A 25,274-nucleotide genomic window follows, 5' to 3' on the forward strand; every position below is an offset into this window, starting at 1 on the left:
CGGCGCGCCGCCTCGTCACGCGGCGGTCGTGCCGTCGCTGCCGTCCGGCGGCATCCCGGCCTGCAGCAGTTGCAGGCTTTCGTCGACGCTCAGTTCGGACATTGCATCGTCGTGCAGCGTATCGTCGGCCGCCCGGCGCAACGCATGCAGTGCGTGCACCTTGAGCCGCACAATGGCGAGCCGCAACCCGCGCGCCGTGCATTCGGCCGCGAACGTGCGCAACGATTCGATCGTCGTGCTGTCGACATCCGGCGTTTCCTCGAGGCTCAGCATCACGGTATGCGCGTCAGGCGCGGCCTTCATCAGCGCGCGCACGCGGTTCAGCATCCGGTCCGCATTCGCGAAGAACAGTTGCGCCTCGGGCCGCACGATCAGCACGCCCGGCACCGGCTTCGCGTCAGCATGGCTCGCCACGTCGACGAAATCGTGACTGTCGCGCAGCCTGCCGAGCACGCTGACGTTCGGCTCGGACAGCTTGCGCAGCGTCAGCAGCAGGCTCACGCCGATGGCCGCGAGCAGTCCGTGCAGCACGCCGAGCACGAGCACCGCGAGCAGCGCGGCGACCACGACGAGCCGGTCGCGATGCCAGGCCCAGTACGGCCGGAATACCGACGGATGCAGCGAGTGGCTGACCGCGAAGATCACGATCGCCGCGAGCACGGGCTCCGGCGTGCGCGCGAGCTGCGGCAGCAGCAGCCAGACGATCAGCGCGACCACACCCGCCGCCCACAGGCCGGCAAAGCGCGACTGCGCGCCGGCCGCTTCGTTCGCCGAGGTCGCCGAATAGCCGGCGCCGACCGGCATCCCGTGCAACAGGCCCGATACGAGATTCGCACAGCCAAGCGCGACGAGGTCGCGGTTCGGCGACACGCTGTCGCCGTGCTTCAACGCGAAGTTGCGGATCGATCCGTACGATTCCGCGTACAGGATCAGCATCAGCGCGAATGCAAGCTCGATGGTCTGCATCCACGCGTTGCGGTCGAGGGTCGGCAGGCCGAACTCGATATGCTTGAAATCGATATGGCCGACGATCGCAATCCCGTATCGCTGCCAGTCGATCGCATAGCCGGCCGCGATCGACAGCACGATCACGACGAGCGTCGCGGGCACGCGCGAGCTCCGCCCGAGCGCGAACAGCAACGCCAGTGCGATCGCACCGAGCACGACGCTCGCGAGATTCGCATGCGGCGCGCCGGTGATCAGGTCGAGCGCGACATGCGGCGCATCGCTGTGCTGCACGGAGATCGCGAGAATCTTCGGCAACTGCTTGATGACGATCGTCAGCGCGAGGCCGAACGTGAAGCCGCGCAGCACCGGCCGCGCGACGAAATCCGACATGCCGCCGAGCCGCGCGGCACCGGCCAGGATGAACAGCACGCCCGTCATTGCGACGAGCGCGGCGGCGAGCGCGAGCTGTGCGGCAAGCGCCATCCCCGATTCCGCGAGCACGGTCGCCGCGAGCACGGCGGCCGACGACGACGTCGACGACACGATCGCGAAGCGGCTGCTGCCGGTGAGCGCATAGACGACGAGCCCCGACAGCAACGCGATGAGACCGGCCTGCGGCGGCAGGTTCGCCAGCCCCGCATACGCGACCGCCTCGGGGATCAGCAGGCCCGCGATCGACAGGCCAGCCAGCGCATCGAGGCCGATGCGTCGCGTGGGCGGCGGCGAGGCCGCGTCGAGCGCGGCGAAATGGTCGGCATGCTGCGGGCCGGCATCGGGGCGGATCGGGGCGGTCGTCATGAGGGGGTCAGGGCTTGACGGCGATGACGCCCGACCAGCCGGGCAGATAGCGTGCATCCTGCTCATGCGCACGATGCAGTGCGATATCGAGCGCCTTCGCGAAGTTCTTGCGGATCTGGTCGAGCGACACGTGCTGACGCAGGTAATCGGCCCACAGGAATTCGCTGAACGGCGTCGCATCCTTCGCATAGCCGCCCGCCGTGCGCAACTCGCCGGCGAGGCTGCGGTACGGATCGTCCACGAGCCCCGTCAGCGCCTTCGGCAGATTCCCGTAGTCGCGGCGCGTGCCGTCCGCGCCGAACGGATGCACCCACTGGTTGTGTTCCATCATCCGCCAGAAGATCGTGTCGTCGAGCCACGACAGATCCTTCAGCAGCATCGCGTTCACGCGCGCCTCGCCTTCCTCGATCAGCGCGAGGCCGAGGTGGTGATGATCGGTGATGTAGTGCAGCCCGTCCGGGCCGAGCACCGCCGGGAACCAGTGCGATTCGATCGCGGCCTTGCGCGCGCGCTTGCTGAGCGCCTTCCAGTGCTTGCGCTTCGCCTTGACTTCGCGATAGCCGACCGTCATCTGCGTGGGACGCAGTTCTTCCAGCTTGACGGGAATCAGATGAACATCGTTGCCGAGAGCCATGGTCGTACCCCATGTTGCGAAATTCCGGCAACGATACTCCTGATCGCGCGAGCCGTTAATACGTCATGACCTCGATACGCCACCGGTTGACGATCTCTGACACCGTCCCGCGCACACGCGTCGCCGCGCTACGCGCGCAGATCGTTGCGTTCGAGACGATGTCGAATGTAAGGAATGCCATCGTGCACGACGCTCACGCGACGCATCCCGAGCTTGCGCGCGACATTCAGCGAGCCGCTGTTGGCCTCCGCGATATCGGCGATCACGCGCGGCAGGCGCACGGTGTCGAAGGCGTGGCGCACGACGGCTGCTGCGGCCTCGCTCGCGATGCCACGCCCCCATGTCGCACGCACCAGCCGCCAGCCTATCTCGACGTCGTGCGCACCGTCCACATAGTCGGGAATCAGCAGGATCCAGCCGATGAACGCATCGGGCACGGCCTTCTCGAAGATCGACCAGTAGCCGAGGCCCGGCGGATAGTCGCACGTGATCCGGTGCGTGACGAAGCGCCGATGCTCGACGGGATCGTGCCACGGCCCGGCGATGTGCCGCGTGACCTCGGGATCGCGATCCATCGCAAGGCACGCATCGAGGTCGGCCATCACACGCGGCCGCAACCACAGCCGGGCAGTTTCGAGCACGGGCAGCGTGGCGGCGGAACGTTCGGTCATCGGGACTCCTGATTCGGTGACAATGCGCATCGGGTTGATTACAAAACAGATACAAACTGCCTTCCGGAATGATACAGATGCCTGTCGCCTGATTCATGCGACGGCGTTTCCCATTCCGCAACAGTTCATTTCCTAGGGATTATTCCCGATTCGACGTTATCGCGCCCCACATCGTCCGGCGTCGCGGCCTACACTCGATCAATGCCCCCGCACCGCGCGCAAGCCGGCCGGCATCCGCATGCACATCGCGAGCGCGCAAGCCAACGAGGAGACCTCGGACATGAGCTGGACCCGCGAACAACGCAACGTCACGATCGCCGCCTACCTGGGCTGGACACTCGATGCGTTCGACTTCTTCCTGATGGTCTTCGTGCTGAAGGACATCGCCGCCGAATTCGGGTCGACGATTCCCGCCGTCGCGTTCGCGCTCACACTGACGCTCGCGATGCGCCCGCTCGGCGCACTGATCTTCGGCCGGCTCGCCGATCGCTTCGGCCGCCGCCCGACGCTGATGGTCAACATCGCGTGCTACTCGCTGCTCGAACTCGCATCGGGTTTCGCGCCGAGCCTGACCGCACTGCTCGTGTTGCGCGCGTTGTTCGGCGTCGCGATGGGCGGCGAATGGGGCGTCGGCTCGGCACTGACGATGGAAACCGTGCCGACCCATGCGCGCGGCTTTGTATCGGGGCTGCTGCAGGCCGGCTATCCGAGCGGCTACCTGCTCGCGTCCGTCGTGTTCGGCCTGTTCTACCAGTACATCGGCTGGCGCGGGATGTTCATGGTCGGCGTGCTGCCCGCGCTGCTCGTGCTGTACGTGCGCGCTCACGTGCCCGAATCGCCGGCGTGGATGCAGATGGAGAAGCGCCCGCGCCCGAGCCTGGGCACCACGCTGAAGCAGAACTGGAAGCTCACGATCTACGCGATCGTCCTGATGACCGCGTTCAACTTCTTCTCGCACGGCACGCAGGATCTCTACCCGACGTTCCTGCGCGAACAGCATCACTTCGATCCGCATACCGTGTCGTGGATCACGATCGTGCTGAACATCGGCGCCATCGTCGGCGGCCTGTCGTTCGGCGCGATCTCGGAACGGATCGGCCGGCGTCGTGCCATCTTCATCGCGGCGTTGATCGCCCTGCCCGTGCTGCCGCTGTGGGCGTTCTCGAGCGGCCCGGTCGCCCTCGCCGCGGGGGCATTCCTGATGCAGATCTCGGTGCAGGGTGCGTGGGGCGTGATCCCGGTTCACCTGAACGAGATCTCGCCCGACGAGCTCCGCGCGACCTTCCCCGGAGTCGTCTACCAGCTCGGCAATCTGCTCGCGTCGGGCAACGCGACGATGCAGGCCTCGCTCGCCGTTTCGAACAACAACAATTACAGCTTCGCGCTCGCGCTCGTGGCCGGCATCGTCGCCGTCGTGATCGCCGTGCTGATCCTGTTCAGCCGCGAGCGGCGCGGCATCGACATGACGCAATCGGTCAATACGCGTAGCACGGTCACCTGAACCCGCGCGTTGCCGCACCGCATCATCGCGTGTGCCCCGTCCCGCCGAGGGCACGCGCGATACTTTCCGCATTCGCACATCGAACTAGAGGAATTTGTCCAGATTCCCTGCTTGCCCGCTCCGTCCGCGATTTTTTATCTTAATAAAAACGACTGTTTGAATCAGACAAACAAATCACCAGTTCGCGGCCGGGCGACCGGCATGGGAGGCGGGACATGGCAGTAAGTCAGGAGGGGCGGCCATCCGCGGGACGGCCGTCCGGGGCACGGTCATCCGGCACGCGGCAGACCGGCGGGACGAAGGCGCGCATCCTCGATGCAGCCGAGGATCTGTTCATCGAGCATGGCTTCGAGGCGATGTCGATGCGCCAGATCACCTCGCGCGCGGCGGTCAACCTCGCCGCGGTCAACTACCACTTCGGCAGCAAGGAAGCGCTGATCCACGCGATGCTGTCGCGCCGGCTCGACCAGCTCAACCAGGAACGCCTCGGCATCCTCGACCGCTTCGATGCGCAGCTCGGCACGCACATCACCTGCGAGCACGTGCTCGGCGCGATGTTCATCCCCGCACTGAAGGCATCGCGCAACCCCGAACGCGGCGGGCCCGGGTTCCTGCGGCTGATCGGCCGTGCGTACACCGATCCGTCACCGTTCGTGCGCAACTTCCTGACCGCGCACTACGCAAGCGTCGCAGGCCGCTTCTTCGACGCGTTCCAGCGTGCCTTGCCGCACCTGCCGCGCACGGAGCTCGGCTGGCGGCTGCACTTCGCGATCGGCGCGCTGTCCGGCGCGCTCGCGGGCGCTGAAACGGAAAGCCTGATCGACGAGTTCTCGCAAGGCCGCACGATGAACGACGTGCAGATGATCGCGCGACTGTCGTCGCTGATCGTCGCCGCACTGAAAGCGCCGATGCCCGACAGTGCGCAACTGTCGATCTTCGCGGCCGTGCTCGACGACGCGGGGGCCAGCGAAGCGTTCGGGCTGCCGCAGTCGGCTGCGACCGCCATCGATACGGCGACGCTGCATTCCACGAACTGAGCGCGCGAGGCCACGCGCGGCTTCCTGTTCACGATTTGATTGAAACGCGCGGTCGTGCGGGGCGTCGAGGCGCCCCGTCGATCGACCGTGCGGCACGGGGCACGGGCCGGCGCAGAAGCGCCCGCCCTCGCCGAGAGCACAGACCGGAGACTCGTCATGTCATCTTCCGCAGCAACCGCAGCGGCCCAGGTTCCGCCGAACACCGACGGCATCTGGTACGCGTCATACCCGCCCGGCGTCCCGCACGAGATCGACGTCACGCAATACGCCTCGCTCGTGCAGTTCTTCGACGAATGCACGAGCCGCTTCGCCGAACGCGTCGCCTACGTGAGCGCGGGCGCATCGATGACCTATCGCACGCTCGCGCAGAAAGTCGACGCGTTCGCGTCGTACCTGCAAAGCATCGGCATCAAGCCCGGCGACCGCGTCGCGATCATGCTGCCGAACACGTTCCAGTACCCGGTCGCGCTGTTCGGCACGCTGAAGGCCGGCGCGATCGTCGTCAACGTCAACCCGCTCTACACCGTGCGCGAACTCGCGCACCAGTTGAAGGACAGCGGCGCGCAGACGATCGTCGTGTTCGAGAACTTCGCGCGCACGCTGCAGGACGCGCTGCCGGAAACGCAGGTGAAGAACATCGTCGTCACCGCGCTCGGCGACCTGCTCGCCGACGGCTTCAATGCGAAAGGACGCCTGATCAATTTCGTGCTGAAGCACGTGAAGAAGCTCGTGCCGGCCTACCACCTGCCGCAGGCCATCCGGTTGCGCTCCGCCCTCGCGCTCGGTGCGCGCGGCAAGCCGCAGCCCGTGCAGATCACGCGCGACGACCTCGCGTTCCTGCAATACACGGGCGGCACGACCGGCGTCGCGAAAGGTGCGATGCTCACGCACGGCAACCTGATTGCGAACCTGCTGCAGGCGAAGGCGTGGATCGCCGACCAGGTCTCGGGCGATGTCGAAACCGTGCTCACGCCGCTGCCGCTGTATCACATCTATTCGCTGACGGTGAACGCGTTCATCTTCATGGGGCTCGGCGGGCGCAACATCCTGATCGCGAACCCGCGCGACATGACGATGGTGATGAAGATCATCCGCAACGAGACGTTCACCGGGATCACCGGCATCAACACGCTGTACAACGCGTTCCTCGACAACGAGGAATTCCGCAAGCGCGATTTCTCGAAGCTGAAGCTCGCGATGGCCGGCGGGATGGCGATGCAGCGCGCGGTCGCGGAGCGCTTCCAGCAGGTGACAGGCCGGCCGGTCGTCGAAGGCTACGGCCTGACCGAATGCTCGCCGATCGTCACGATGAACCCCGTGGACCTGAACGACATGGCCGCATTCAGCGGTTCGATCGGCCTGCCCGCGCCGTCCACCGTCGTGCGCTTTCGCCGCGAGGACGGTACCTGGGCGCCCATCGGCGAACCGGGCGAGCTGTGCGTGCATGGTCCGCAGGTGATGCGCGGCTACTGGCAGCGCCCCGACGAGACGGCCAAGGTGATCGACGCCGACGGCTGGCTCGGCACCGGCGACATCGGCGTGATGGACGAACGCGGCTTCATCCGCCTGATCGACCGCAAGAAGGACATGATCCTCGTGTCGGGCTTCAACGTATATCCGAACGAAATCGAGGAAGTGCTGGTGATGCATCCGGGCATCAGCGAAGCCGCGGCGATCGGCATTCCTGACGAAATACAGGGCGAACGGATCAAGGTGTTCGTCGTGCGGCGCGACCCGTCGCTGACGGTCGACGACGTCCTCGCGCACTGCCGCAAGAACCTGACCGGCTACAAGATGCCGAAATTCGTCGAGTTCCGCGACGCGCTGCCGCAGACGAACGTCGGCAAGATCCTGCGCCGCGCGTTGCGCGACGAGGAGCTCGCCAAAATCAAGGCCGCGAAGCAAGGCTGAACGATCCATCGCCCCGGGAGACGCCATCGATGAACGAAGGAAAGAAGCGCCACGCGCGGCACGCCGCCGCGCTGGCAGTCGCGTGCATGCTGTCGCTCGCCCAGACTGGCCTGCATGCGCAGGAAGCGGCCAGCGCCGTGAGCGCGACGCCGGAGATCGCGCTGCCGGCGGATCTCGCGAAAGTCGTACGCGAGCCGGTCGCGCAGCAGGCGCGCTGGCTGCGCACGGCCGCGCAGCGCGGCACGCTCGCGCAACTCGATGACGCGACGCTCACGGCACTCTTCAAGGCGCTCGACCCGCTCGCCGTGCCGCTCTATATCCGGAATGGTCCGAACGGCTATCCGTCCTACCAGTTCACGATGGTGCGCCAGGAGCGCATCAGCGGAAAATGGTCCGATACACCCGACCGCATGCTCGTGAAGACCACCCGCGAGCCGCTGCGCGTCTATGCGAAATGGTTGCCGGGCGGCGCGCATGCCGGACAGGAGACCATCTACGACACGACGCAGCGCAAGGACGAGATGTACGGCCACCTCGGCGGCCTGCTCGGCAAGATTCCGCTGTGGACGGCAATCGACGGCGCACTGGCGCGCGCCCAGTCGAATCACCAGGTGAAGGATCTCGGCACCGAGTTCATCACGAACCTGTACCTGACCGAAGGGAAGAAATATCTGGAAGCCGGCGTGCAACGGCCGACCGATGTCGAAGCCAAGACGATCAACGGTGTGCGGGTCGTTACGCTCACCTACGAAACGCCGACCGGGCGACCGCAGTTCTACGCGAAGAAGGAAGTCCTCGGGCTCGACCTGCACGCGCCCTATTTCCGGACCGTCGAGTCCTATGACAACGACGGCAAGCTCTTCGAGCGGATCGTCATCGAGAAAATCGCACCGGCGACGCTCGACGACACCGCCTTCGACCCGAAAAACCCCGACTACGCGTTCTGATGCGCGCCGTCAGGGCTGGCCTCGGGTTCAATCGTCATCGTCGTCGCCATGGTGCCGGTGCCAATGCTTGTAGTAGTGCTTGCGCCACTTGCGATAGCGATCGTCGTCGTCATCGCCGTAGTAGCCGTATCCATAGCCCGGATAGGCGACCACAGCCGGCTGCGGTGCCACATAGACCGGAGCCGGCTCGACATAGACCGGTGCGACCGGGACGCCGATGCCGACCGACAGGTCGACATGCCCCGCCATCGCACTGCCGGAAGCCAGCAACGCTACGCCCCCGACCCACCCTGTCCATCGCCTCTTGTTCATGTTCTGAATCCCTGATATGCCGGCCCGCCCGGCTCGCGCAGCCAATGTATGCGTCGCGCGCGAACCAAGGTGATACGGCACTGCGAGAGTCGTAACGCCGCGTAACGAAATCGGATTAGCCGTTTGGCCGAATCGCGAAAATGCGCTGGAACGTCTATAGTGGGTTACGGTTCGACACAATCACGACTGCGCGCTCCCCGATTGAACAGGGTAGAATCCCGCCAAACACCTTGTGGACGAACACGCCACACACACGCACAACATATTCTCTGACGCAGGCTCCTGCCGCACCTCAATGGCCAATCCCGCAGAATCCCATCCGCAAAACGACTTCATCAATTCGGCGCGCAAGGAACGTAAGCGCGTTGAAATCTATCTCGTCAACGGCATTCGTCTGACGGGGTGTATCGAGTCGTTCGACCAGTACCTGGTGATGCTGCGCACCCCCGTGGGTCTGCAAGGCATCTACAAGCGCGCGATTTCCACGATCCAGCTCGACACGGGCGGCTCGCGCCCGGGCGGCAGCGGCCCCCGCGGGCCGCGCACCGGCGGGCGCCCCGGCGGCCGTGAAGGTGGCGGTCACAGCCCGTACGGCTCGCACGGCGGCTCGCGTGAATCGCGCGGCGACGGCGGCTACGGCTCCCGCGAACCGCGTGAAGGCTATGGCTCGCGCGAACCGCGCGAGGGTTACGGCTCGCGTGAGCCGCGCGAAGGCTACGGTGCCCCGCGCGAACCCCGTGAACCGCGCGAAAGCTACGGCGCGCCGCGCGACACCGGCGACGCATCCGGCAATGCCTCGTCGTCGGATTCCCGCGGCGGCAGCGGGCCAGTCATCGTGACGCGCCGCCGGCGAATCGTGCCGGACGGCCAGTAAAACAAAAGGGCAAGCCAACCGGCTTGCCCTTTTTACTTGTGCGGCCGGCGCGGCATGTCGCCGCACCGCCGCCGGGTTCAGCGTGCCGTCGTCGGCAGGCCCGCATCGGCCTCACGCTGCAACGAACGCACCTGCTGCTGCAACGCACGCAGTTGCGACTGAAGCTCGGCCTGCTGCGCCTGCAATGCGGCCGTCTCGTTGCGTACGCTCTTCTGGCGATCCGCGACCGCCGCCTGCTGCTGGCGTGCGATCGAGATATCGGCCTGCAGACGCCGCGCGCGATCCTGCGTGACTTCGATCTGCTTGTCCATTTGCGACTTCTGCGATTCCAGCTTCGCCGCCCGCAGTTCGTTCACGGCCAGCCGCTCCGCCTGGCGCGAGAAATCGCGATAAATCGCCTCCGCACGCGTTTCGTCATAAGTCTTGATGACGCGCCAGAACGCCTTCTGCTGGAACAGCGCGACGAAGTACGCACCGTCCTTCACATTGAACAGCAGGCTCGCACCGTAGCTGCCGTTGTAGCTCGTGCGCATTTCCGTCAGCGTGTGTGACTGGATCTGGCGCTGCAAGTCGTCGACCGTGCTCGGTCCCGTCGACTCGCCCGCCTGCGGCTGCAGCGACGCCTGCGAATCGATCACCGGAATCGCGGCCACCGGCGCCGACGCCTGCTGTACGGCCGGCGAACCGCTGTCTGCCAGACTTTGCGCGTATGCGCCCTGAATGCCTCCCGCCAGGGCGAACAATACGCACGCCCTTCCCAACCCCGTCATATGGCTCATGAAGTTCTATTCCCGCCCGAGTCGTTGTAATTCAGCGCGATTTTATCTCATTAATTACTCACTTTCGCGGGTCTCGGGCTCCTCGTCGAAGATCTGGTATTTGCGCATTTTTTCCCACAGTACCTTGCGGCTGATGCCGAGCTGCTGCGCCGTATCCTGACGCCGCCAGCCGTTTGCGTCGAGCGCCGCAATGACGCGGTTGCGCTCGTTCATGTCCCACTTGCTGCGATCGACGAACACCTCGGCCGCGCTCTCCGCCGGCACCGGCTGTGCCGAATTGCGCGCATGCGCGATCAGCCGCTGCAATCGCGCGGCATCCCACCCGCCCGTCTGCCGTACCGTCACGCCGACACGCTCGGCGAGGTTGCGCAGTTCGCGCACGTTGCCGGGGAAATAGCTGTCCGCGACCGAATCCGTCAGCCAGTACGGCAGATCGGACAACTGAGCGAGCCGCTCCTCGCCGACGACCTGCGCGACGAACGACTTGAACAACGCGATCTTGTCGACGGCGCCACGCTCTTCCAGCGACGGAATGCTCAGCTCGATCACCGCGAGCCGGTAATAGAGATCGGCGCGGAACAGGCCATCCTTCACGAGCTGCGGCAGCTTCTTGTTGCTTGCCGCCACCAGGCGGAAATCGACCTTGACCGGCGCCGACGCACCGACGCGCAGCACCGCGCCATCCTCGAGCACGCGCAGCAGCTTGACCTGCTGATACAGCGGCAGATCGCCGACTTCGTCGAGGAACAGCGTGCCGCCGCCCGCCTGTTCGAAATAGCCTTTATGCGCAACAACCGCGCCCGTGAACGATCCCTTCGCATGACCGAAGAACAGCGATTCGAACAGGCCGTCGGGAATCGCGCCGCAGTTCACCGGCACGAATTCGCCGTGCCGGTAGCGCGAATGTTTTTCGTGCAGCAGTTGCGCGATGCGCTCCTTGCCGACGCCGGTTTCGCCGTGCAGCAGCACGTTGGTGTCGCAGTCGGCGAACGTATCGACTTCGTGTAGCAGGGCCTGCATCGATTCCGAGTGCGCGACGAGTTCGGACGGTTGCGACGTTTCGGCCGTATGCGCGCGCAGCTGCGTGACGAGCTTGCCGATCATGCCGCGCAGTTCGGCGCACGTGAAGTCGAGCGGCAGGATATGCGAATACTCGGGCGGATACTGCGACGCGTCGTGATCGCGCGCCGCGCCGACCCAGACGACCGGCATGCCGATGTTGGCCTGCCAGTCGCGCAGGAATGCCGCGCCGGTTTCGATCATCGTCACGCTGATGATCGCCAGCGACGGTCGCAATGCGGCGCGCTCGGCCGAGACCTCCGCGTTGTCGGCGCGGATCACTTCGACGTCGAAGCTCGCCATGCACCGGGCGACGCGGTCGACGATGTCCGCCTTGCCTTCCCAGACGTACAGGTCGAGCTCTTCGATTGCGGGCGTGGTTCTCATCGGGTGTCTTGCTTCTCTAATTGCTGACTGTTTGCGCGACGCCGCAGGTCAGCGACATCTGGTGCACCGTGGCGGCGCCGAGCTGGACACCGAGCAGGTCCAGCAGCGGATCGATAATACCGTCGAGCGCGGTCAAAAGCGGGCTCAAAACGGTGGTCAGGACCGACAGTAGCGACGAAATGAAATCCGGCGTGATCGTAACCGAGATGAGCCCGAACAACAGGCTCACGGTCGGCGTGATCTGGGCATTTTTCAGGCCCGCCAGCGCGTTGCCGACCGCCGAACCCAGGGCATTCGTGTTGGTCGTCCAGTAATACGATGGATCGCTTCCGCCGCGCCCATAGAACGTATTGGTTGCCGGGCTGGCGGCCAGATTCACCGAGACGTTGGAAACAGTCGCCGATACCTCGACGGCGCCGGCCAGAACCAGCACGTCCAGCACCTTGGCCGGCGATGTGCAGCTGTAGTTCGCCGGCAGGTTCAGGAGGTTTCCGGCCGTGAGCGGCGGCTGGCCGATACAGAGATTGGCGACGCTCGGCTGCGCCGTGATCGTCGCGGAATTCGGCGACGTCAGGCAGTTGGTCGACAGCAGTGTCGCGCTGCCGGCACCCAGTTGCACGTACAGCGGCAGATACACGTTCGCGGAGACCACGATCGGCAGCGGATTCACGCCGAGATTCACGACGAGGTACAGGCCGATCTGCGCGTTCGTCGCGACGGTACGCCATGCGCCCTTCGCGTCCTTCCCGCCTTCGCCGACGGCAATAGTCGGCGGGCTGATGACCTGCGCCTGCAACTGGACGATCGAGACCGAATTGCCGTTCGGCAGCGTCAGCGGCACATTGGCGCCGATCACCACACCCGGCTTGCCGGCCTGTGAAATCTGCGCCATCGCCATCACGAGATCGAGCACGTTCACGGTCGCGTCGGCCGCCGCCTGCGTATTCGCGAGACCCAGTGTCAGCAGCGACGTGGCGCCCTGTCCGGTCAGACTCGCCACGTTGACCAGCGTGTTGCTGAGCAGGTTCAGACCGAGGAGATTGGTCAACGCGCCGGTCGCGCTCGTCTGCAGCGTCGTACTCAACCCGGTCGTCTTGCCGACGGCCGCCACCATCGCGTTGAGCAGCGTGCCGACCGAGGCATTTGCATTGACCAGTCCACCGATCGTCCCGTTGCCGACCGACAGCGACTGCAGCGCGACGGCGATGTCGCCGAGCTTGACGTTCGCGCAAGCGAGCCCTTGATAGGACGCGAGATTGAGGTTGAGCGGCGTACCGCCTGCCCCCTGCAGCAGCGAGCCCAGCAGCGCATTCACGAGGCCGGGATTCCCGCTCGGTACGCCCGAGCAGCCGACACCCCCGACCGCGGCCAGCGTCGCGCCGATCGAGAAGGTATCGATGTTGGTTGCCTTCGCAGTCGACGTAGCGGTCACGGTGCGTGTCGGCCCGAAGAAAAAATACGGCACCGTCTTGGAAACGGTCACTCGCACCGCATTCAACTGCGTCGCCAGCGGCATCGACGACTTGGACGAATAGAACGTGCTCGACGTCCCGGTCGCCGACGGAGTCCAATAACCGCAGTCGGCCGACAGCGTCGTGCTATTGCTGCCACCGAGCGCAAAACCGTTCGTCGACGCGTTGCTCGTGGCTACCGAGGTCACGTTCGTACACGTATCGTCGAGTTTCTGAACCGCGGCGAGCGCGGCAAGATCGGCCACACGCTGCATGTCGCGGCGCGTGAAAAAGACGTTGCCGATATCGATCGAGCCGAGAATCACCATCGACAGCAGTACCCACACGGCCGCCATGATGACGGCCGAGCCTCGCTGTCGCCGCAGTGAGGCGCGACCGTGTCCAGTCGCCCGATTCGATTCACGCCGAGCCGTGCTCATCGCTGCCTCGCTCAATTCGATTGCGATGAGCCCTGCCCGCCGGACGCCCCGTTGCCGTTCGCGTTGACGGGCGAACCCAACGATTCCGGAATCTTGTGCGTGAACGATTCGAGATAGCGCTTGTAGCTGAGCGACGCGGCGTCGCCGAGCATCGGCAATGACGGTCCGGCTGCCCGGCCGTCACGCTGGAAAGCAAGCAGCGCGCTGGTCGCATGGCCGATTTCCGACGCGTCCGGCGCCGGCTGTTCACAGTACGCCGAGGTCGCTGCGACCACCAGCACAAGCAGCGCGACACCGCGGCATGCTCGCGCGACGCGACCGGGATTCTTGTTGTTCGTCATGTCAGTATTCCCCGAATGCTCTTTTCATTGTGCAAACCGCTGCAGCAGCGGCGCAGTAGGATCGAATCCCTGGATGTTCGCCACCGGCGACGGACGCTTCGCGACGTTCGAGCCCGAAACGTCAACGACACTCCCGGAACCGATCGGCGTCGCAATGGCGGCCGACGCCTGAGCCGTCGGCGCGCGGCGCCACGTACGGGCCGCCGCGCTGATCTTCGCCGCATCGTCGCGAATGTCGTTACGCACTTCGGCCGGCAATTTCTGCTGCGCCATCAGCTTCTGCGCATCGTGGGTCCGGCCCGATGCGAGCAGGAACAGCACCAGATTGCTGATGATCTTCGGATTACTCTGGTCGAGTTCCGCGGCCTTCATCAACGGAATGCGCGCGCCATCGACATCGCCGCTGCGCAGCTTGGCATAGGCGAGATCCGACAGTGTCGACGCGTCGGTCGGCGCGAGCACCGTTGCCTGCGCCAACGCTTGCGCGGCGCGCGGGAAATCGCCGGCGCCGCCGGCAATCAGCCCGAGGCCGCGATAACCGCGCGCAGCGAGCGACGTGTTGAGCAGCTGCGTGTAGACCGCCGTGCTCGCGGCGGGCTGGTCGGTCATGCGCAACGCATCGGCGCGCAGCAGGATCGTTTGCGGCGACGCGCCATACTGTTTCTCGTACGCGTCGATGTGGGCTAGCGACGCGTAATACAGCCCCTGCGACTGCATCCGCTCGATCAGGCCGAGATACATACCCGGCGTGTCCGGCGCCGCCTGCTTCTGGGCCGCTGCATCCATCAACGCCGCACGCTCGGCCTGCGGGCCGACGCCATAGCCGCTCTCCTTGAACGCCGAGCACGCGCCCAACAGGCCCGCCAATGCCAGCACGCCGGCCACTTTCACGAATTCATCGATGCGTTTCATCTTGCTTCCTTTCCTTCCCGGCCTCAGTGCTGCGCCTGGCTCAGCGCGCGCAGCACCGAGATCATCCCCGGTCCGGCCGTCACGATCAGCAACGCGGGCAACAACGTCAGGATCATGACACCCGTCATCTTCACCGTCAGCTTGCCGATCCGTTCGCGCAGCATCGCGCGGCGCGCTTCGCGCAACCGGTCACCGAACTGCTTGAGCGGCTCCTGAACCGCGCCACCGTGTTTGTCGACCTGGATCAGCAGCCGCACGATCGCACGCAAGTCCTCGTTCTCGAAACCCGACGACAACCGCTGCAGCGACTGCTCGCGCGTCCGGCCGGCAGCGAATTGCCGCTGGGCAATTTCCATTTCGAGCGACAGCACGGGCATCATCCCCTTGAAGTCGTTCGTCACGACCTGGATGCTCTGGTCGAGCGACAGTCCAACGCCTTGCAGCAAGCGAAGCATGTCGACCAGCAGCGGCAGCTCGTCGACCACGGCTTGCCGGCGCTGGGCCGCACGACGTCGCAGGTAGAGCTTCGGCACCATGAAGCCGGTCACGAGCGCGATGCCTGCCCCTGCCCGCCATTGCCCGCCGCTCACTTGCGGGCCGATCAGCACGATGAACAGCAACGGCATGATGATCGAGCAGGCGAGCCGCGCGCTCAGGAACAGCCCGCGGGTGCGCGTATCGACGAAGCCGCATTGCTCCAGCAGGAGGCGATCCTCGTCGGCGACGAGATAGCGACCGATGCGCGTGTCGAGCAAACGCGTCCCGACCATCGACAGACGGTCCAGCACGCGCGCAAGACGCGACGGCACCGCGCTCGCATCCCGCAAGCCGAGGTTCTGCCTGGATTCGTCGGCTTCCTGTGCCGCCCGTGCGCCGGCTGCCTCCAGCGTCGCGGAGCGCCGCTCGAGTGCGCTGGCCAGCGTACGATCGCTGCGCGTCTGCGCACTCGCGCGACGCAACGCGAGCAGCGCCAGCAGCACAACGCCGAGTGCACCGAATGCCAGTGCGAGCGAACCGAGTTGATTGGCTGTCATGCCGTCACCTGAGTTTGGCCATGTGGTACAACCAGAACCCGCCCGCAGCCTGCAGCAAGAACGCGATAAACAGCAGTTGACGTCCGGTCCCGTCGTTCCACATCGACTGGAGATAGAGCGGATTCGTCGCGATGACGAAGCTGCCGATCGCGATCGGCAACATCACCAGCACCCACGCGGACAACCGCGTTTCCGACGACATCGCCGCCAGCTCGCGTTCGGCTTGCTCGAGGTCGCGCATGAACGTCGACATCCGATCGAGCATGACGTCGGCGCGGCCGCCGTACCGGACCGAAAGGCGCAGCACCGAACCCACCAATTCGAACTCCTTGGTGTGATAGACGTTCGCGATGTGTCCCATTGCGCGATCGATCTCCACGCCCGTACGCAACATCCGCGATACATGGTCCAGGCAACCGCGCAACGGTGCTTCCGTCGTCAGCAGCGCGGCCTGGAACGCGGCCGGTACGCTGTTGCCGAGCGTCACGAGGCGCACGATACCGTCGAGAAACGACGGCAACTGACGAACGATCGTCAGGCGTCGCCGCTGAATGCGGGACACGAGCCAAAATACGAGCAGCGACGCGCCGCACACGAGCGCGGCGACGCAGCCGAGCCAGCCGCCCCGGTTGCCGGCAACAAGCCCGACCGCGATCAAGCCGAGCAGTGCAAGCAACGCCTTGCCGCGCGCATCTTCGATCCCGGCGCGGCTCGCCACGTTGGCGAGGTACTCCGCGCCGATCTCGCGCCAGTGCGCCCAGCGCGAGGCCGGCTCGGCGGACGGCGCACGCGCCGTGCCGGGTGCCGATGCGGCGGTCACGGGCTGCTTCGCATCGCGCCGAATCGCCCCCGCGGCTCTTGCGGCCGGCTCGATCCGGCTGTCGATGAAGCGCTGCACGTCGGCACGGCCGCGCTTCATCTCGCCGTGTCGCCACAGCATCAACGCGCCGGCGATGCAAAGCAGCGCCATGGCCAGCGCGCCCGCCATCAGGCTATACATTGAAGCCCCCGCTCCCGCGGCCGAATCCACCGCCGAATCCACCACCGCCGCCGAAGCCGGCGTTCTGCAACGTCTGGCGGAAGCGCGCGAGCTTCGGCGAATGCGGGTGGATGCCGAGCGATTCCCAGTTGTCGACTTCTTCGCCCTCAGGCGTCACGCGGGCTTCGTAGCGATACAGTTCCTGCGTTGCGATGATATTGTCCGACAGCCCGGTCACTTCCGTGATCGAAAGGATCCGTCGCCGGCCATTCGACAGGCGGCCGATCTGCACGATGAAGTCGATCGCATTCGCGATCTGCCGGCGCAAGCTCGATTCGGTCCCCTGGAAACCCGCGAAACCGGCCAGCATCTCGAGGCGGTACAAACACTCTCGCGGCGAGCTCGCGTGAACGGTACCCATCGAGCCGTCGTGCCCCGTGTTCATCGCCTGCAGCATCTCGAGCACTTCGCCGCCACGCACTTCGCCGACGATGATGCGGTCCGGCCGCATCCGCAGCGTGTTGCGCAGCAGATCGCGGATCGTCACGACACCGTTGCCATCGAAGCCGCCCGGTCTGCTTTCGAGACGCACGACATGGGGGTGATTCAGCGACAACTCAGCCGTATCCTCGATCGTCACGACCCGCTCATGCTCCGGAATATGGAACGCCAGCGCATTGAGCAACGAAGTCTTGCCGGAGCTCGTCCCGCCCGATACGAGGATGTTGCAGCGTGCCTCGACCGCCGCTTCCAGCAACGTACCAACTTCCGCATTGAACGTGCCGTTGGCGAGCAGATCGGACGGCTTCAGCGGATCCTTGCGGAATTTCCGGATGGATACGACCGGCCCGTCTATCGACAGCGGTTCGATCACGACGTTGACGCGCCCGCCGTCCGGCAGGCGCGCATCGACCATTGGATTCGATTCGTCGAGACGGCGGCCGATCGGCGCCAGGATGCGGCGCACGATCCGCAACAGGTGCGCATTGTCGGTAAAACGAATCGGCAGCTTCGCGAGGATGCCGTGGCGCGACACGTAAATGTCGTTGTAGCCGTTGATCAGGATGTCCTCGACGTGGGGATCAGCGAGCAGATCCTCGATCGGTCCGAATCCGGCGAGCTCTTTCGTCAATGCCTCTGCGATCGTCCTGACCTCGTTCTCGTTGAGCGGAATGCGCCGCAAGCGCACGAAGCTGTCGATTTCGAGATCAACGAACTGGTTGATCGCCTGACGCGACCAGCGGCCGAATTCGGCGCCGAGTTCCTCGATACGTGTCAGCAGATGCTCGTGCGCGGCATTCTTGATGTCGTGAAACTGCTGCGACTGGGAGAACGGCGCTGCGCCGTCGGCAAATTGGATGTCGTGTGCCATCGCTTACGATCGCCTGGACGAGGGTTGAATGAAACGCTTGAGCGCAGAAAGGCCCAATGCGCCGCGCTGACCGGCGGCGACCGGGCCGGCCAGCCGGTCAGCGAGCGGCTCGAGCGCGCGTACGTACGGATCGCGCTCGGACGTGTCGACGATCAGCCGCCCCTGATTGGCTGCTTGTCCGATCGCCACGCGGCGCGCCGGCAGCGTCGCCAGCAGTGAAATGCCGAGCCGGTCCGCGATCTGCGCGGGCGTCAGGCTCAGTGTTGTGTCGTACTGGTTGACGACGAGGCGAATCTTGCCGATGTCGACACCCGCGTCGCGCAGCCCTTCCAGCAGATCGACCGCCGAGACGATCGATGCGACTCCCTGGTCACACACGAGCCACGCCTCGTCGGCGACGCCCGTGATCTGGCCAACGAATTCATGATTCGTGAATCCGCCGAGATCGACGATCTGCTGATCGAAGAACGCACGCAGCCGGTTCAACAGGCCGACGCACGCCGCATACGACACGTCGCGCAGGTCGGCGAGATTCGGCGGCAGCGTGGTCAGCGCAACGCCGCTCGTGTGTCGCGTCAGCGCCGTGTTGACGAAGGTCCGATCGATGCGCCGCAGATTGCGCACGGCTTCGACGAAATGGAATTCGCAGCGCGTGTTGAGAAACAGCGCACTATCGCCGGCGGGCAGCCCGAGATCGACCAGCGCCGTCTGCCGCGCGTGGGGTGCAACGACTCCGAACGCGGGCGCACCCGCTTCCATCTCGCTCGCACCGGTCCGCTTGTGCAGCCATACCGACAGATTCGCAGCGAGCGTGCTGACCCCCATCCCGGCGCGCGCACCGAGCAACGCGACCAGTTTGCCGTGTCGATTGGCCGGCTCCGTGCCCGTATGCTCCAGCAATCCGCGGGTGATCCGCAACGCGTCGTCGGCACTGCCGGACACGTCGATGAAATCGCGTACGCCGGCCCGCAGCGCGGCGAGCGCGCTTTCCGGTTCCAGCAGCGTGCCGAGCGCGACGACCGGCAAGCCCGGATGGGCAAGACGCACGGCGGCCGCGGCAGCGCTGGCCGCGGCTTGCGCGCCGGAAAAATCGATGAAGACGATCGCGGGATTGAGCCCTGCGATACGCTGGCTCAGCGCGCCCGGCTCGAGCGACAACGCTTCCACCGTGCCGGCCGACACGAGCGTCTCGCTCAGCCAGCGGGCATGCTCATCCTGCTGCGATGCGCACACGAAATAGTCGGTCACGGCAGGTTCAGCCAACGAAAGGGTTCTCGCGTTCATGTTGAACACCCCCGGTTACATATCGCGCGACATTTCGTCCCGCGGTCATTTCGAAAATCCCGGCGCCGCATCGGGCGATGCGATACCGCCAAGATACGACCTCCACACCGGACCGTCGCGCTGTTCGGACAGTTCGCCCGGCGTGGTCGGCAACGGTGCGCCCTTCGCGATCGGCGCCACGAGATGCGGCGTTACGATGATCACCAGTTCCTTGTCGTTTTGCTGGTAGTTCAGCGACTTGAAGAATGCTCCGATGATCGGCAGATCGCCCAGGACCGGCACCTTGTTGATGTTCGACATCGTTTCGCGGTCGATCAGGCCACCGATCACGAAGCTTTCCCCGTCGCCGAGCTCGACTGTGGTATCCGCGCGGCGGGTCGTGATCGCCGGCACCGACACGCTGTTGATCGTGACGCCGTGCTGGAAATCGAGCTGGCTCGATTCCGGCGCCACCTTGAGCGCGATGCGCCGCTGGCTCAGCACGGTCGGGGTCAGAGTCAGGCCGACGCCGTATTGCTTCCAGTCGATCGCGGTCGAGCCGAGCGCCTGCGGCACCGGCACGGGAATTTCACCACCGGCGAGAAAGCTCGCGCTTTGCCCGGACAATGCCACCAGGGTCGGTTGTGCCAGCACGCGCGCCAGGTTATTCGCTTCGAGAATCGAAATATTGCCGAAGATGCCACGGCCGGCCGAATTCACCACCAGATTGAACGCGGATGCAATCGGAATGCCGGCGGTCGCCTGGAACCCCGAAGTCGCCCCGCCGCTCACCGACTGGAGCCCGCCCGGTGCAAATGAGCCGAACCCGAATCCGTTGCTCTGCTTGAAGAAATTCAGCCCCGCCTCCTTCAGCACCGACCTGCTGAATTCGACAACCCGTACGTCGACCTGCACGACACTCCGGTTGCCGACCGTCGATGCATCGATCACCGCACCGTCCTTGCCGCCCATCCGCTTGCCGACCGTAACCGCGCGTTCGTGTGCTTCGAGCGACGCCGCGGAGCCCGACACGACAGCGGCACCGCCATACGCCTTCACGCCAGGCCCCGAGCCGTCCAGCACAGCCTGTGCGGCCGCATCGACGACATTGACGTTCCAGACCGTCGGCTCGTCGTGCCCGCGCTCCCACAACATCACGTTCGTCGAACCGGGGGCCTTCGCCACCATCAACACAGTCCCCGCACGCCCGCCCTTCATGACGAGCACGTCGACGACCGACGGATCGCCGACCGCGATCCGCTGCAGTGTGCGGCCGGTGGCGACCTGCCGCTGCGAGCCGACCGCAAGATCGATCGTCGCGCTGGTACCGGCAGCCCCGGCCAACACGGCGAAGGTCATAGCCCAGATGGCAATCGCGTATGCAAACAGTTTTTTTGTCATTGTTTCGGAGACCGTCGTACGGCCTTCTCCCTTCCGTTACTGCTGTCGATGACCGTGTTTAGGTTGTCAATAGGAGACCGTCTCGGCCCGCCCGCCCCGAATCACTTCGATGCTACTCCCGCCCCCGCGGGCAACGATCGGCGCACGCGGCGCCGGTTGCGCGCGAGGCACGTTGCGCGCGCGCCCACCCGACAGTTCATCGAGCGACACGCCGGCGGCAGCCTGTCCGGAAGGCGTCAGGTCGCCGGTCGTGCGAATCGCGACTGTCTGCACCGCGACCTCTTCGTCGCGCGGATTACGCAGCGCGAGCGTCAGGCGGCCGCTTGCCTCGGCAAGCGTCAGCGCGTCGATCTGTGCTGTCGGCACGGCGAGCACGGCAGTCCGGACCGCGCCGCCCGGCCCGCTGTTGCCGTCACGTTCGGTCGTGGCATCGCCGAACGACAGGACGCGCAGCTTCGACATCAGCAGGCGTGCCTGTGAATTGGGAATCTCCGAGCTGACTTGCGTCACCCCCGAACCATCGCGGCGCAAATTCACGAACACATCGACGAAGTTGCCGGGACGCAACCGGTTTCCGACCGCATTCGTCTCGTCGACCTTGACGGCCACCGCCCGCTCCCCGGGTGCCACCTGGTTGGCCAATCCCGATGTCAGGCCGCCTTCCACGACCGGCGCGGCGGCAAGGATGTCGTTCGCCGGCACGCGACCGATCAGCAGCGTCGGATCGCTGAACCCGCCGATCGGCATCATCGGCGCCGATGCAAGCTTCACCGCATCGGCCTGAATCGGTTGACCGGCCGGCAGCAGACGCGTCGCCACGACAACCGGCACCGTCTGTACCGCCGCAATGGACGGCGCTGCGGTTGGCGGATGTGCCGGGGCGCGGCCGAGCATCCACGCATAGATTCCGAGCAGCACGGCAATCGCGATCAGCAGCCCGGCGAGGATCTTCGTCAAGTTGTTGCCCATGGTGAATGTTGAGTGCCGTAAATGTTGTTATCTAGAAATTCGGACGTCGCTTTACGCTTGCCGCCGCGCCCCGCGCGACATCCATTTCACAAAATTGTCGCCGGATTGATCTGCACGGTCGCCGTACCCGTCAACTGCGTCGGTGTCACGAGGCCGAGCAGCGGCAGCGACGGAACCAGCGGACTGGTCTTGTACGGATACGTCACCGTGACCGTCACGCAATACATCGTCGCGTCGTAACTGCATGCCCCCGACACCGGTGTCGGAATCTGGACGTTGGCCAACCATGACGTCAGCCCGGTCGCCGTCGTCTGCGCCGCCTTCGCGCGGTCCGTCAGTGCCTGCGCCCCGGAACCGTTGGCCTCGTAAACGTAATTCAGCGCCGTACGCGCACCCTCGGTCGCCGCGAGCGTCAGGCTTTGCTGAACCGCAAAGATCAGCCCGTACGTCACGATCGCGTACATGATCAGGAAAAACAGCGGAAAGACGAGCGCGAACTCGACCGCCGTCGCGCCCCGCTGATACCGCCGCGACCGTGGCTGCCACTGTCGCTTCATTGCCCACCTCCGGTAACGACGAGATAAGCCAGCCATACCGCCGCCGGAATGACGAGACAGGCTGCGTACGCCGTCGCCCGCCGACCAGCGACCACCATCGTCGGCGTGCCGCGCGACCACAGCGTGCCCAGCGGTGTATGCGTCCGCATCAATAGCGCGAGGACATGCACACCGGCCGCCAGGCTGGCGGCCACCCACAGCCACGGCAATATCGATAAACCGCACCACGCGCCGAGTACCGCGAACACTTTCACGTCCGCCGCCCCCATCACGCGCAATGCAAAAAGCGGGAAAAAACCGACAAGTCCCACCAGCATGCCGATCAATGCCTGTCCGGCTGAGATACCAAATGGATTTGCATTGGCCAATGCACTGGCAAACGCCGCAACGAGTCCGACGATGACAAGCGAATTCCGGACAAGCCGAAATCGAATATCACCGACGGCAACGAGCGTCGCCCAGGCAAAAAAAATGCTGATGCTGAGAAGATGTGCCATATCGCGACTGGCCGCGAAATTCGACGTAACGGCGAGCGAACCGCAACTGCGGTCCGCTCGCCACCCACCGAACTACGAAGGATCAAGCAGCCGGCAGCGACGTGGCAATCGTTGTGAACAGAGCCGCGATCTTCGTGCCGATAGTCGTGACACTACCGATGATCAAGGCCGCAATCAGACCCGCAATCAGACCGTACTCGATCGCGGTAACCCCGTCTTCTTCCCGAAGGAAGCGAATCATCATTGCTTTCATTTTATTCCTCGTGCCTGTATTTACGTTTTTTGGCCTTTTATACGTATATCCCCGCATATCCGGCCGGTTGCCCCGTTTTGTTCGCCACATCTGCTGTAACGACAGTCGGGTGCGCTTTCTTTATAGGTCGCCCCGAGGGGCATTGCTCACCATTTGATGCAAGTTAACATTCGCGATAGTGACCCTCCTCGAACGTTGTGTACCGAACCGTACATTTGCTTACATCTGCTCCGGATTCTATATCCGATCCCATTTAACTTCCAACCTCTTTTAACGACTTGGGTGGAAAAAAATGGCCAGGAGCACAACGTATTTGTACGGCGTTTCGGTACGACTTACACATAGGATTTACGATAGGTTAGATGTGCACGCCTAATCCACCAGTAAAACCATTGCCTCGTCCACCAAGCCTGCGTGGCCCCCACGTTACGCCGCACGCGTAACGCCAATGTTGTGACGTTACGTTACGCAACGCTCGAAACCGTTCTCATTTGTCTGCGCTTAAACAGATTCAACAATCTTTCAATTTCCATAACTTCCTTTTCTGACAAGGAATTGCCTCGTTTAAAACCAGTTGTCGAACCGTCGAGCATCGAAATGGCACGACAGTTGCAGAGTAGTCCTCGCACCACTCAACACAACGCAGTTCACAACACATTTTTAATGCGAGGACAAAATGGACATTAAGGTTATCCCTCATGGCGTGTTCCGGACGACTCTGATCGCGGCCACCGTTGCAGCCATGCTTTCCCTCTCCGCGTGCGGTGGTTCCGGTTCCATCAGCCAGGGTCTCGGCGGCGGCTCGAGCTCGGGCGGCGGCGACACGATCTCCACGTCGGGCACGAGCGGTACCTCGGGCACCAGCGGTACCTCCGGCACGAGCGGCACGTCCGGCACCAGCGGCACTTCGGGTACCAGCGGTACGTCCGGCACCAGCGGAACCTCGGGTACGAGCGGCACCAGCGGTACGTCGGGCACGAGCGGTACTTCCGGCACCTCGGGTGTGTCGTCGAACCCGGTGGGAAATGTCCTCGCAAACAGCAGCAACATCATCACGGGTGTCGGCAGCACCGTCTCGGGTCTGGGCTCCGTCATCGGCAGCCAGTCGCTGCCGGGCGTCAACCCGGCCACCACGAAAGCCGCAGGCGGCGTCGTGCAAAGCGTCGGCGGCGCGGTGACGGCACTTGGCAACGGCCTCGGCAACGGTCTCGGCCAGCTCGGCGCGACGAAGGATCCGCTCGGCACCACGCTCGCCAGCACGGGTAACGTGGTCAATCAACTCGGTGGCGCGGTCACGCAGACCGGCACCCTGGTCACGAGCCTCGGCAGCGGCCCGCTGTCGCCGCTCGCACCGGTCACGGGCGCCGTCGGCGGCCTCGTGTCGACCCTTGGCGGTGCCGTCTCGAACGGCGGCAACACCCTCACCAACGCACTGTCGACCGGCCCGATCCAGCAAGTCACGCAGACGGTCAGCTCGGCCATCACGCCGATCACGACGATGGTCGGCCAGACGACCCAGACGATCGGCACGGCGACCGGTCTCGGCGCGCCCGTCAACACGCTGCTCGGCACGGTCGGCAACGGCCTGAACCAGGCCGGCGCCCTGCTCGCGTCGACGGGCGGCAACCCCGTCACGACCGGCCTCGGCAACACGGTCTCGTCGACGGGCAACACCGTGAAGGCCGTCGGTGGCCTGCTCACGGGCGGCAGCGGCTGCGTGACCAACCCGCTCGCCCCGCTCACGGGTCTCCTCACGACGGTCACGGGTACGCTCGGCGGCGCAACGGGTGGCGCCAGCAGCCCGCTCGCTCCGGTTACCGGCCTCGTCTCGACGGTCACCGGTGCGCTTGGCGGTGCAGCGGGTGGCGGCAGCGGCCCGCTCGCGCCGGTCACCGGCCTCGTCTCGACGGTCACGGGCGCACTCGGCGGTGCAGCAGGCGGCAGATA

24 protein-coding genes are annotated in these 25,274 nt (G+C 65.0%); 6 read left to right on the forward strand and 18 right to left on the reverse strand.

Annotation, left to right across the window (positions count from 1 at the left end; genetic code table 11):
• Nucleotides 1-15: 15 nt before the first annotated feature.
• The 3 genes from G3O00_RS04785 to G3O00_RS04795 form a co-directional block, all read right to left on the reverse strand.
• Nucleotides 16-1,746 (reverse strand): SulP family inorganic anion transporter, encoded by a 1,731-nt coding sequence (locus G3O00_RS04785; protein WP_206142249.1) that lies wholly within the window; start codon nucleotides 1,744-1,746, stop codon nucleotides 16-18.
• Between the two features lie 7 nt (nucleotides 1,747-1,753).
• Entirely contained in the window at nucleotides 1,754-2,380 is a 627-nt protein-coding gene (locus tag G3O00_RS04790; RefSeq protein ID WP_206142250.1) for a ParB-like protein, read from the reverse strand.
• A 128-nt stretch (nucleotides 2,381-2,508) separates the two neighbouring features.
• Nucleotides 2,509-3,051 carry a GNAT family N-acetyltransferase gene (locus G3O00_RS04795; RefSeq protein ID WP_206142251.1) on the reverse strand — a complete coding sequence of 181 codons (543 nt, stop codon included), beginning with the start codon at nucleotides 3,049-3,051 and terminating at the stop codon, nucleotides 2,509-2,511.
• A gap of 280 nt (nucleotides 3,052-3,331) precedes the next feature.
• On the opposite strand from G3O00_RS04795, the gene G3O00_RS04800 reads away from it, so the two are divergent.
• The 4 genes from G3O00_RS04800 (at nucleotide 3,332) to G3O00_RS04815 (ending at nucleotide 8,447) form a co-directional block, all read left to right on the forward strand.
• Nucleotides 3,332-4,552, forward strand: coding sequence for an MFS transporter (locus G3O00_RS04800; RefSeq protein WP_206142252.1), 1,221 nt, complete (start codon nucleotides 3,332-3,334; stop codon nucleotides 4,550-4,552).
• A gap of 215 nt (nucleotides 4,553-4,767) precedes the next feature.
• The gene (locus G3O00_RS04805; RefSeq protein ID WP_011351832.1) at nucleotides 4,768-5,589 is read left to right on the forward strand and encodes a TetR/AcrR family transcriptional regulator; all 822 of its coding nucleotides are present in this window, start codon (nucleotides 4,768-4,770) and stop codon (nucleotides 5,587-5,589) included.
• A gap of 156 nt (nucleotides 5,590-5,745) precedes the next feature.
• A complete protein-coding gene (locus G3O00_RS04810; RefSeq protein WP_206142253.1) occupies nucleotides 5,746-7,500 on the forward strand; it encodes an AMP-binding protein in 1,755 nt (584 codons plus the stop codon).
• Nucleotides 7,501-7,529: 29 nt separating this feature from the next.
• Nucleotides 7,530-8,447, forward strand: coding sequence for a DUF1571 domain-containing protein (locus tag G3O00_RS04815; RefSeq protein WP_206142254.1), 918 nt, complete (start codon nucleotides 7,530-7,532; stop codon nucleotides 8,445-8,447).
• Between the two features lie 27 nt (nucleotides 8,448-8,474).
• Here the strand turns inward: G3O00_RS04815 and G3O00_RS04820 are convergent, their stop codons facing one another.
• Nucleotides 8,475-8,759 (reverse strand): PXPV repeat protein, encoded by a 285-nt coding sequence (locus G3O00_RS04820; RefSeq protein WP_011351829.1) that lies wholly within the window; start codon nucleotides 8,757-8,759, stop codon nucleotides 8,475-8,477.
• Nucleotides 8,760-9,054: 295 nt separating this feature from the next.
• On the opposite strand from G3O00_RS04820, the gene hfq reads away from it, so the two are divergent.
• Nucleotides 9,055-9,633 (forward strand): RNA chaperone Hfq, encoded by a 579-nt coding sequence (gene hfq, locus G3O00_RS04825; RefSeq protein WP_174935219.1) that lies wholly within the window; start codon nucleotides 9,055-9,057, stop codon nucleotides 9,631-9,633.
• Between the two features lie 77 nt (nucleotides 9,634-9,710).
• Here hfq and G3O00_RS04830 read toward each other — a convergent pair whose 3' ends face one another.
• From G3O00_RS04830 to G3O00_RS04895, 14 genes are all read right to left on the reverse strand, one after another.
• Entirely contained in the window at nucleotides 9,711-10,412 is a 702-nt protein-coding gene (locus tag G3O00_RS04830) for a DUF2968 domain-containing protein (protein ID WP_174934083.1), read from the reverse strand.
• A 54-nt stretch (nucleotides 10,413-10,466) separates the two neighbouring features.
• Complete coding sequence (locus G3O00_RS04835; RefSeq protein WP_206142255.1) at nucleotides 10,467-11,858, reverse strand: sigma-54 dependent transcriptional regulator; 1,392 nt, start codon at nucleotides 11,856-11,858, stop codon at nucleotides 10,467-10,469.
• A gap of 16 nt (nucleotides 11,859-11,874) precedes the next feature.
• A complete protein-coding gene (locus G3O00_RS04840) occupies nucleotides 11,875-13,749 on the reverse strand; it encodes a TadG family pilus assembly protein (RefSeq protein WP_174934079.1) in 1,875 nt (624 codons plus the stop codon).
• An 11-nt stretch (nucleotides 13,750-13,760) separates the two neighbouring features.
• Nucleotides 13,761-14,090, reverse strand: a complete 330-nt coding sequence (locus tag G3O00_RS04845; protein ID WP_206142256.1) for a DUF3613 domain-containing protein — start codon at nucleotides 14,088-14,090, stop codon at nucleotides 13,761-13,763.
• A gap of 24 nt (nucleotides 14,091-14,114) precedes the next feature.
• Nucleotides 14,115-15,002 (reverse strand): pilus assembly protein, encoded by an 888-nt coding sequence (locus tag G3O00_RS04850; protein WP_206142257.1) that lies wholly within the window; start codon nucleotides 15,000-15,002, stop codon nucleotides 14,115-14,117.
• A gap of 23 nt (nucleotides 15,003-15,025) precedes the next feature.
• Entirely contained in the window at nucleotides 15,026-16,036 is a 1,011-nt protein-coding gene (locus tag G3O00_RS04855) for a type II secretion system F family protein (RefSeq protein WP_174934072.1), read from the reverse strand.
• Nucleotides 16,037-16,040: 4 nt separating this feature from the next.
• Nucleotides 16,041-17,036: a type II secretion system F family protein gene (locus tag G3O00_RS04860; protein WP_206142258.1), complete on the reverse strand. Its 996-nt coding sequence runs from the start codon at nucleotides 17,034-17,036 to the stop codon at nucleotides 16,041-16,043.
• Nucleotides 17,029-18,387 (reverse strand): CpaF family protein, encoded by a 1,359-nt coding sequence (locus G3O00_RS04865; RefSeq protein ID WP_206142259.1) that lies wholly within the window; start codon nucleotides 18,385-18,387, stop codon nucleotides 17,029-17,031. The genes G3O00_RS04860 and G3O00_RS04865 overlap by 8 nt, the downstream gene beginning before the upstream one ends.
• Nucleotides 18,388-18,390: 3 nt before the next feature.
• Nucleotides 18,391-19,671, reverse strand: coding sequence for a fimbrial protein (locus G3O00_RS04870; RefSeq protein WP_174934066.1), 1,281 nt, complete (start codon nucleotides 19,669-19,671; stop codon nucleotides 18,391-18,393).
• A gap of 45 nt (nucleotides 19,672-19,716) precedes the next feature.
• Nucleotides 19,717-21,009, reverse strand: a complete 1,293-nt coding sequence (locus G3O00_RS04875) for a type II and III secretion system protein family protein (RefSeq protein ID WP_241024953.1) — start codon at nucleotides 21,007-21,009, stop codon at nucleotides 19,717-19,719.
• A 108-nt stretch (nucleotides 21,010-21,117) separates the two neighbouring features.
• Nucleotides 21,118-22,020, reverse strand: a complete 903-nt coding sequence (gene cpaB, locus G3O00_RS04880; RefSeq protein ID WP_174934062.1) for a Flp pilus assembly protein CpaB — start codon at nucleotides 22,018-22,020, stop codon at nucleotides 21,118-21,120.
• A gap of 86 nt (nucleotides 22,021-22,106) precedes the next feature.
• A complete protein-coding gene (locus G3O00_RS04885) occupies nucleotides 22,107-22,577 on the reverse strand; it encodes a TadE/TadG family type IV pilus assembly protein (RefSeq protein ID WP_206142260.1) in 471 nt (156 codons plus the stop codon).
• Nucleotides 22,574-23,074, reverse strand: coding sequence for a prepilin peptidase (locus G3O00_RS04890; protein WP_206142261.1), 501 nt, complete (start codon nucleotides 23,072-23,074; stop codon nucleotides 22,574-22,576). The genes G3O00_RS04885 and G3O00_RS04890 overlap by 4 nt, the downstream gene beginning before the upstream one ends.
• An 82-nt stretch (nucleotides 23,075-23,156) precedes the next feature.
• The gene (locus G3O00_RS04895) at nucleotides 23,157-23,327 is read right to left on the reverse strand and encodes a Flp family type IVb pilin (protein ID WP_206142262.1); all 171 of its coding nucleotides are present in this window, start codon (nucleotides 23,325-23,327) and stop codon (nucleotides 23,157-23,159) included.
• A gap of 676 nt (nucleotides 23,328-24,003) precedes the next feature.
• On the opposite strand from G3O00_RS04895, the gene G3O00_RS04900 reads away from it, so the two are divergent.
• A partial coding sequence (locus G3O00_RS04900; protein ID WP_206142263.1) for a collagen-like triple helix repeat-containing protein occupies nucleotides 24,004-25,274 on the forward strand: 1,271 nt, incomplete at its 3' end.

Origin of the sequence: Burkholderia sp. Ac-20384, assembly GCF_017104605.1 — a bacterium.
GTDB lineage: Bacteria > Pseudomonadota > Gammaproteobacteria > Burkholderiales > Burkholderiaceae > Burkholderia > Burkholderia lata.

Bases quoted from the DNA above. Each gene is read 5' to 3' on its own strand.
- G3O00_RS04835 (WP_206142255.1), bottom strand. From the start codon at position 11,858: ATGAGAACCACGCCCGCAATCGAAGAGCTCGACCTGTACGTCTGGGAA.
- hfq (WP_174935219.1), top strand. From the start codon at position 9,055: ATGGCCAATCCCGCAGAATCCCATCCGCAAAACGACTTCATCAATTCG.
- G3O00_RS04820 (WP_011351829.1), bottom strand. From the start codon at position 8,759: ATGAACAAGAGGCGATGGACAGGGTGGGTCGGGGGCGTAGCGTTGCTG.
- G3O00_RS04815 (WP_206142254.1), top strand. From the start codon at position 7,530: ATGAACGAAGGAAAGAAGCGCCACGCGCGGCACGCCGCCGCGCTGGCA.
- G3O00_RS04805 (WP_011351832.1), top strand. From the start codon at position 4,768: ATGGCAGTAAGTCAGGAGGGGCGGCCATCCGCGGGACGGCCGTCCGGG.
- G3O00_RS04800 (WP_206142252.1), top strand. From the start codon at position 3,332: ATGAGCTGGACCCGCGAACAACGCAACGTCACGATCGCCGCCTACCTG.
- G3O00_RS04810 (WP_206142253.1), top strand. From the start codon at position 5,746: ATGTCATCTTCCGCAGCAACCGCAGCGGCCCAGGTTCCGCCGAACACC.
- G3O00_RS04875 (WP_241024953.1), bottom strand. From the start codon at position 21,009: ATGACCTTCGCCGTGTTGGCCGGGGCTGCCGGTACCAGCGCGACGATC.
- G3O00_RS04870 (WP_174934066.1), bottom strand. From the start codon at position 19,671: ATGAACGCGAGAACCCTTTCGTTGGCTGAACCTGCCGTGACCGACTAT.
- cpaB (WP_174934062.1), bottom strand. From the start codon at position 22,020: ATGGGCAACAACTTGACGAAGATCCTCGCCGGGCTGCTGATCGCGATT.
- G3O00_RS04860 (WP_206142258.1), bottom strand. From the start codon at position 17,036: ATGTATAGCCTGATGGCGGGCGCGCTGGCCATGGCGCTGCTTTGCATC.
- G3O00_RS04840 (WP_174934079.1), bottom strand. From the start codon at position 13,749: ATGAGCACGGCTCGGCGTGAATCGAATCGGGCGACTGGACACGGTCGC.
- G3O00_RS04855 (WP_174934072.1), bottom strand. From the start codon at position 16,036: ATGACAGCCAATCAACTCGGTTCGCTCGCACTGGCATTCGGTGCACTC.
- G3O00_RS04895 (WP_206142262.1), bottom strand. From the start codon at position 23,327: ATGAAAGCAATGATGATTCGCTTCCTTCGGGAAGAAGACGGGGTTACC.
- G3O00_RS04785 (WP_206142249.1), bottom strand. From the start codon at position 1,746: ATGACGACCGCCCCGATCCGCCCCGATGCCGGCCCGCAGCATGCCGAC.
- G3O00_RS04795 (WP_206142251.1), bottom strand. From the start codon at position 3,051: ATGACCGAACGTTCCGCCGCCACGCTGCCCGTGCTCGAAACTGCCCGG.
- G3O00_RS04865 (WP_206142259.1), bottom strand. From the start codon at position 18,387: ATGGCACACGACATCCAATTTGCCGACGGCGCAGCGCCGTTCTCCCAG.
- G3O00_RS04845 (WP_206142256.1), bottom strand. From the start codon at position 14,090: ATGACGAACAACAAGAATCCCGGTCGCGTCGCGCGAGCATGCCGCGGT.
- G3O00_RS04885 (WP_206142260.1), bottom strand. From the start codon at position 22,577: ATGAAGCGACAGTGGCAGCCACGGTCGCGGCGGTATCAGCGGGGCGCG.
- G3O00_RS04890 (WP_206142261.1), bottom strand. From the start codon at position 23,074: ATGGCACATCTTCTCAGCATCAGCATTTTTTTTGCCTGGGCGACGCTC.
- G3O00_RS04790 (WP_206142250.1), bottom strand. From the start codon at position 2,380: ATGGCTCTCGGCAACGATGTTCATCTGATTCCCGTCAAGCTGGAAGAA.
- G3O00_RS04830 (WP_174934083.1), bottom strand. From the start codon at position 10,412: ATGAGCCATATGACGGGGTTGGGAAGGGCGTGCGTATTGTTCGCCCTG.
- G3O00_RS04850 (WP_206142257.1), bottom strand. From the start codon at position 15,002: ATGAAACGCATCGATGAATTCGTGAAAGTGGCCGGCGTGCTGGCATTG.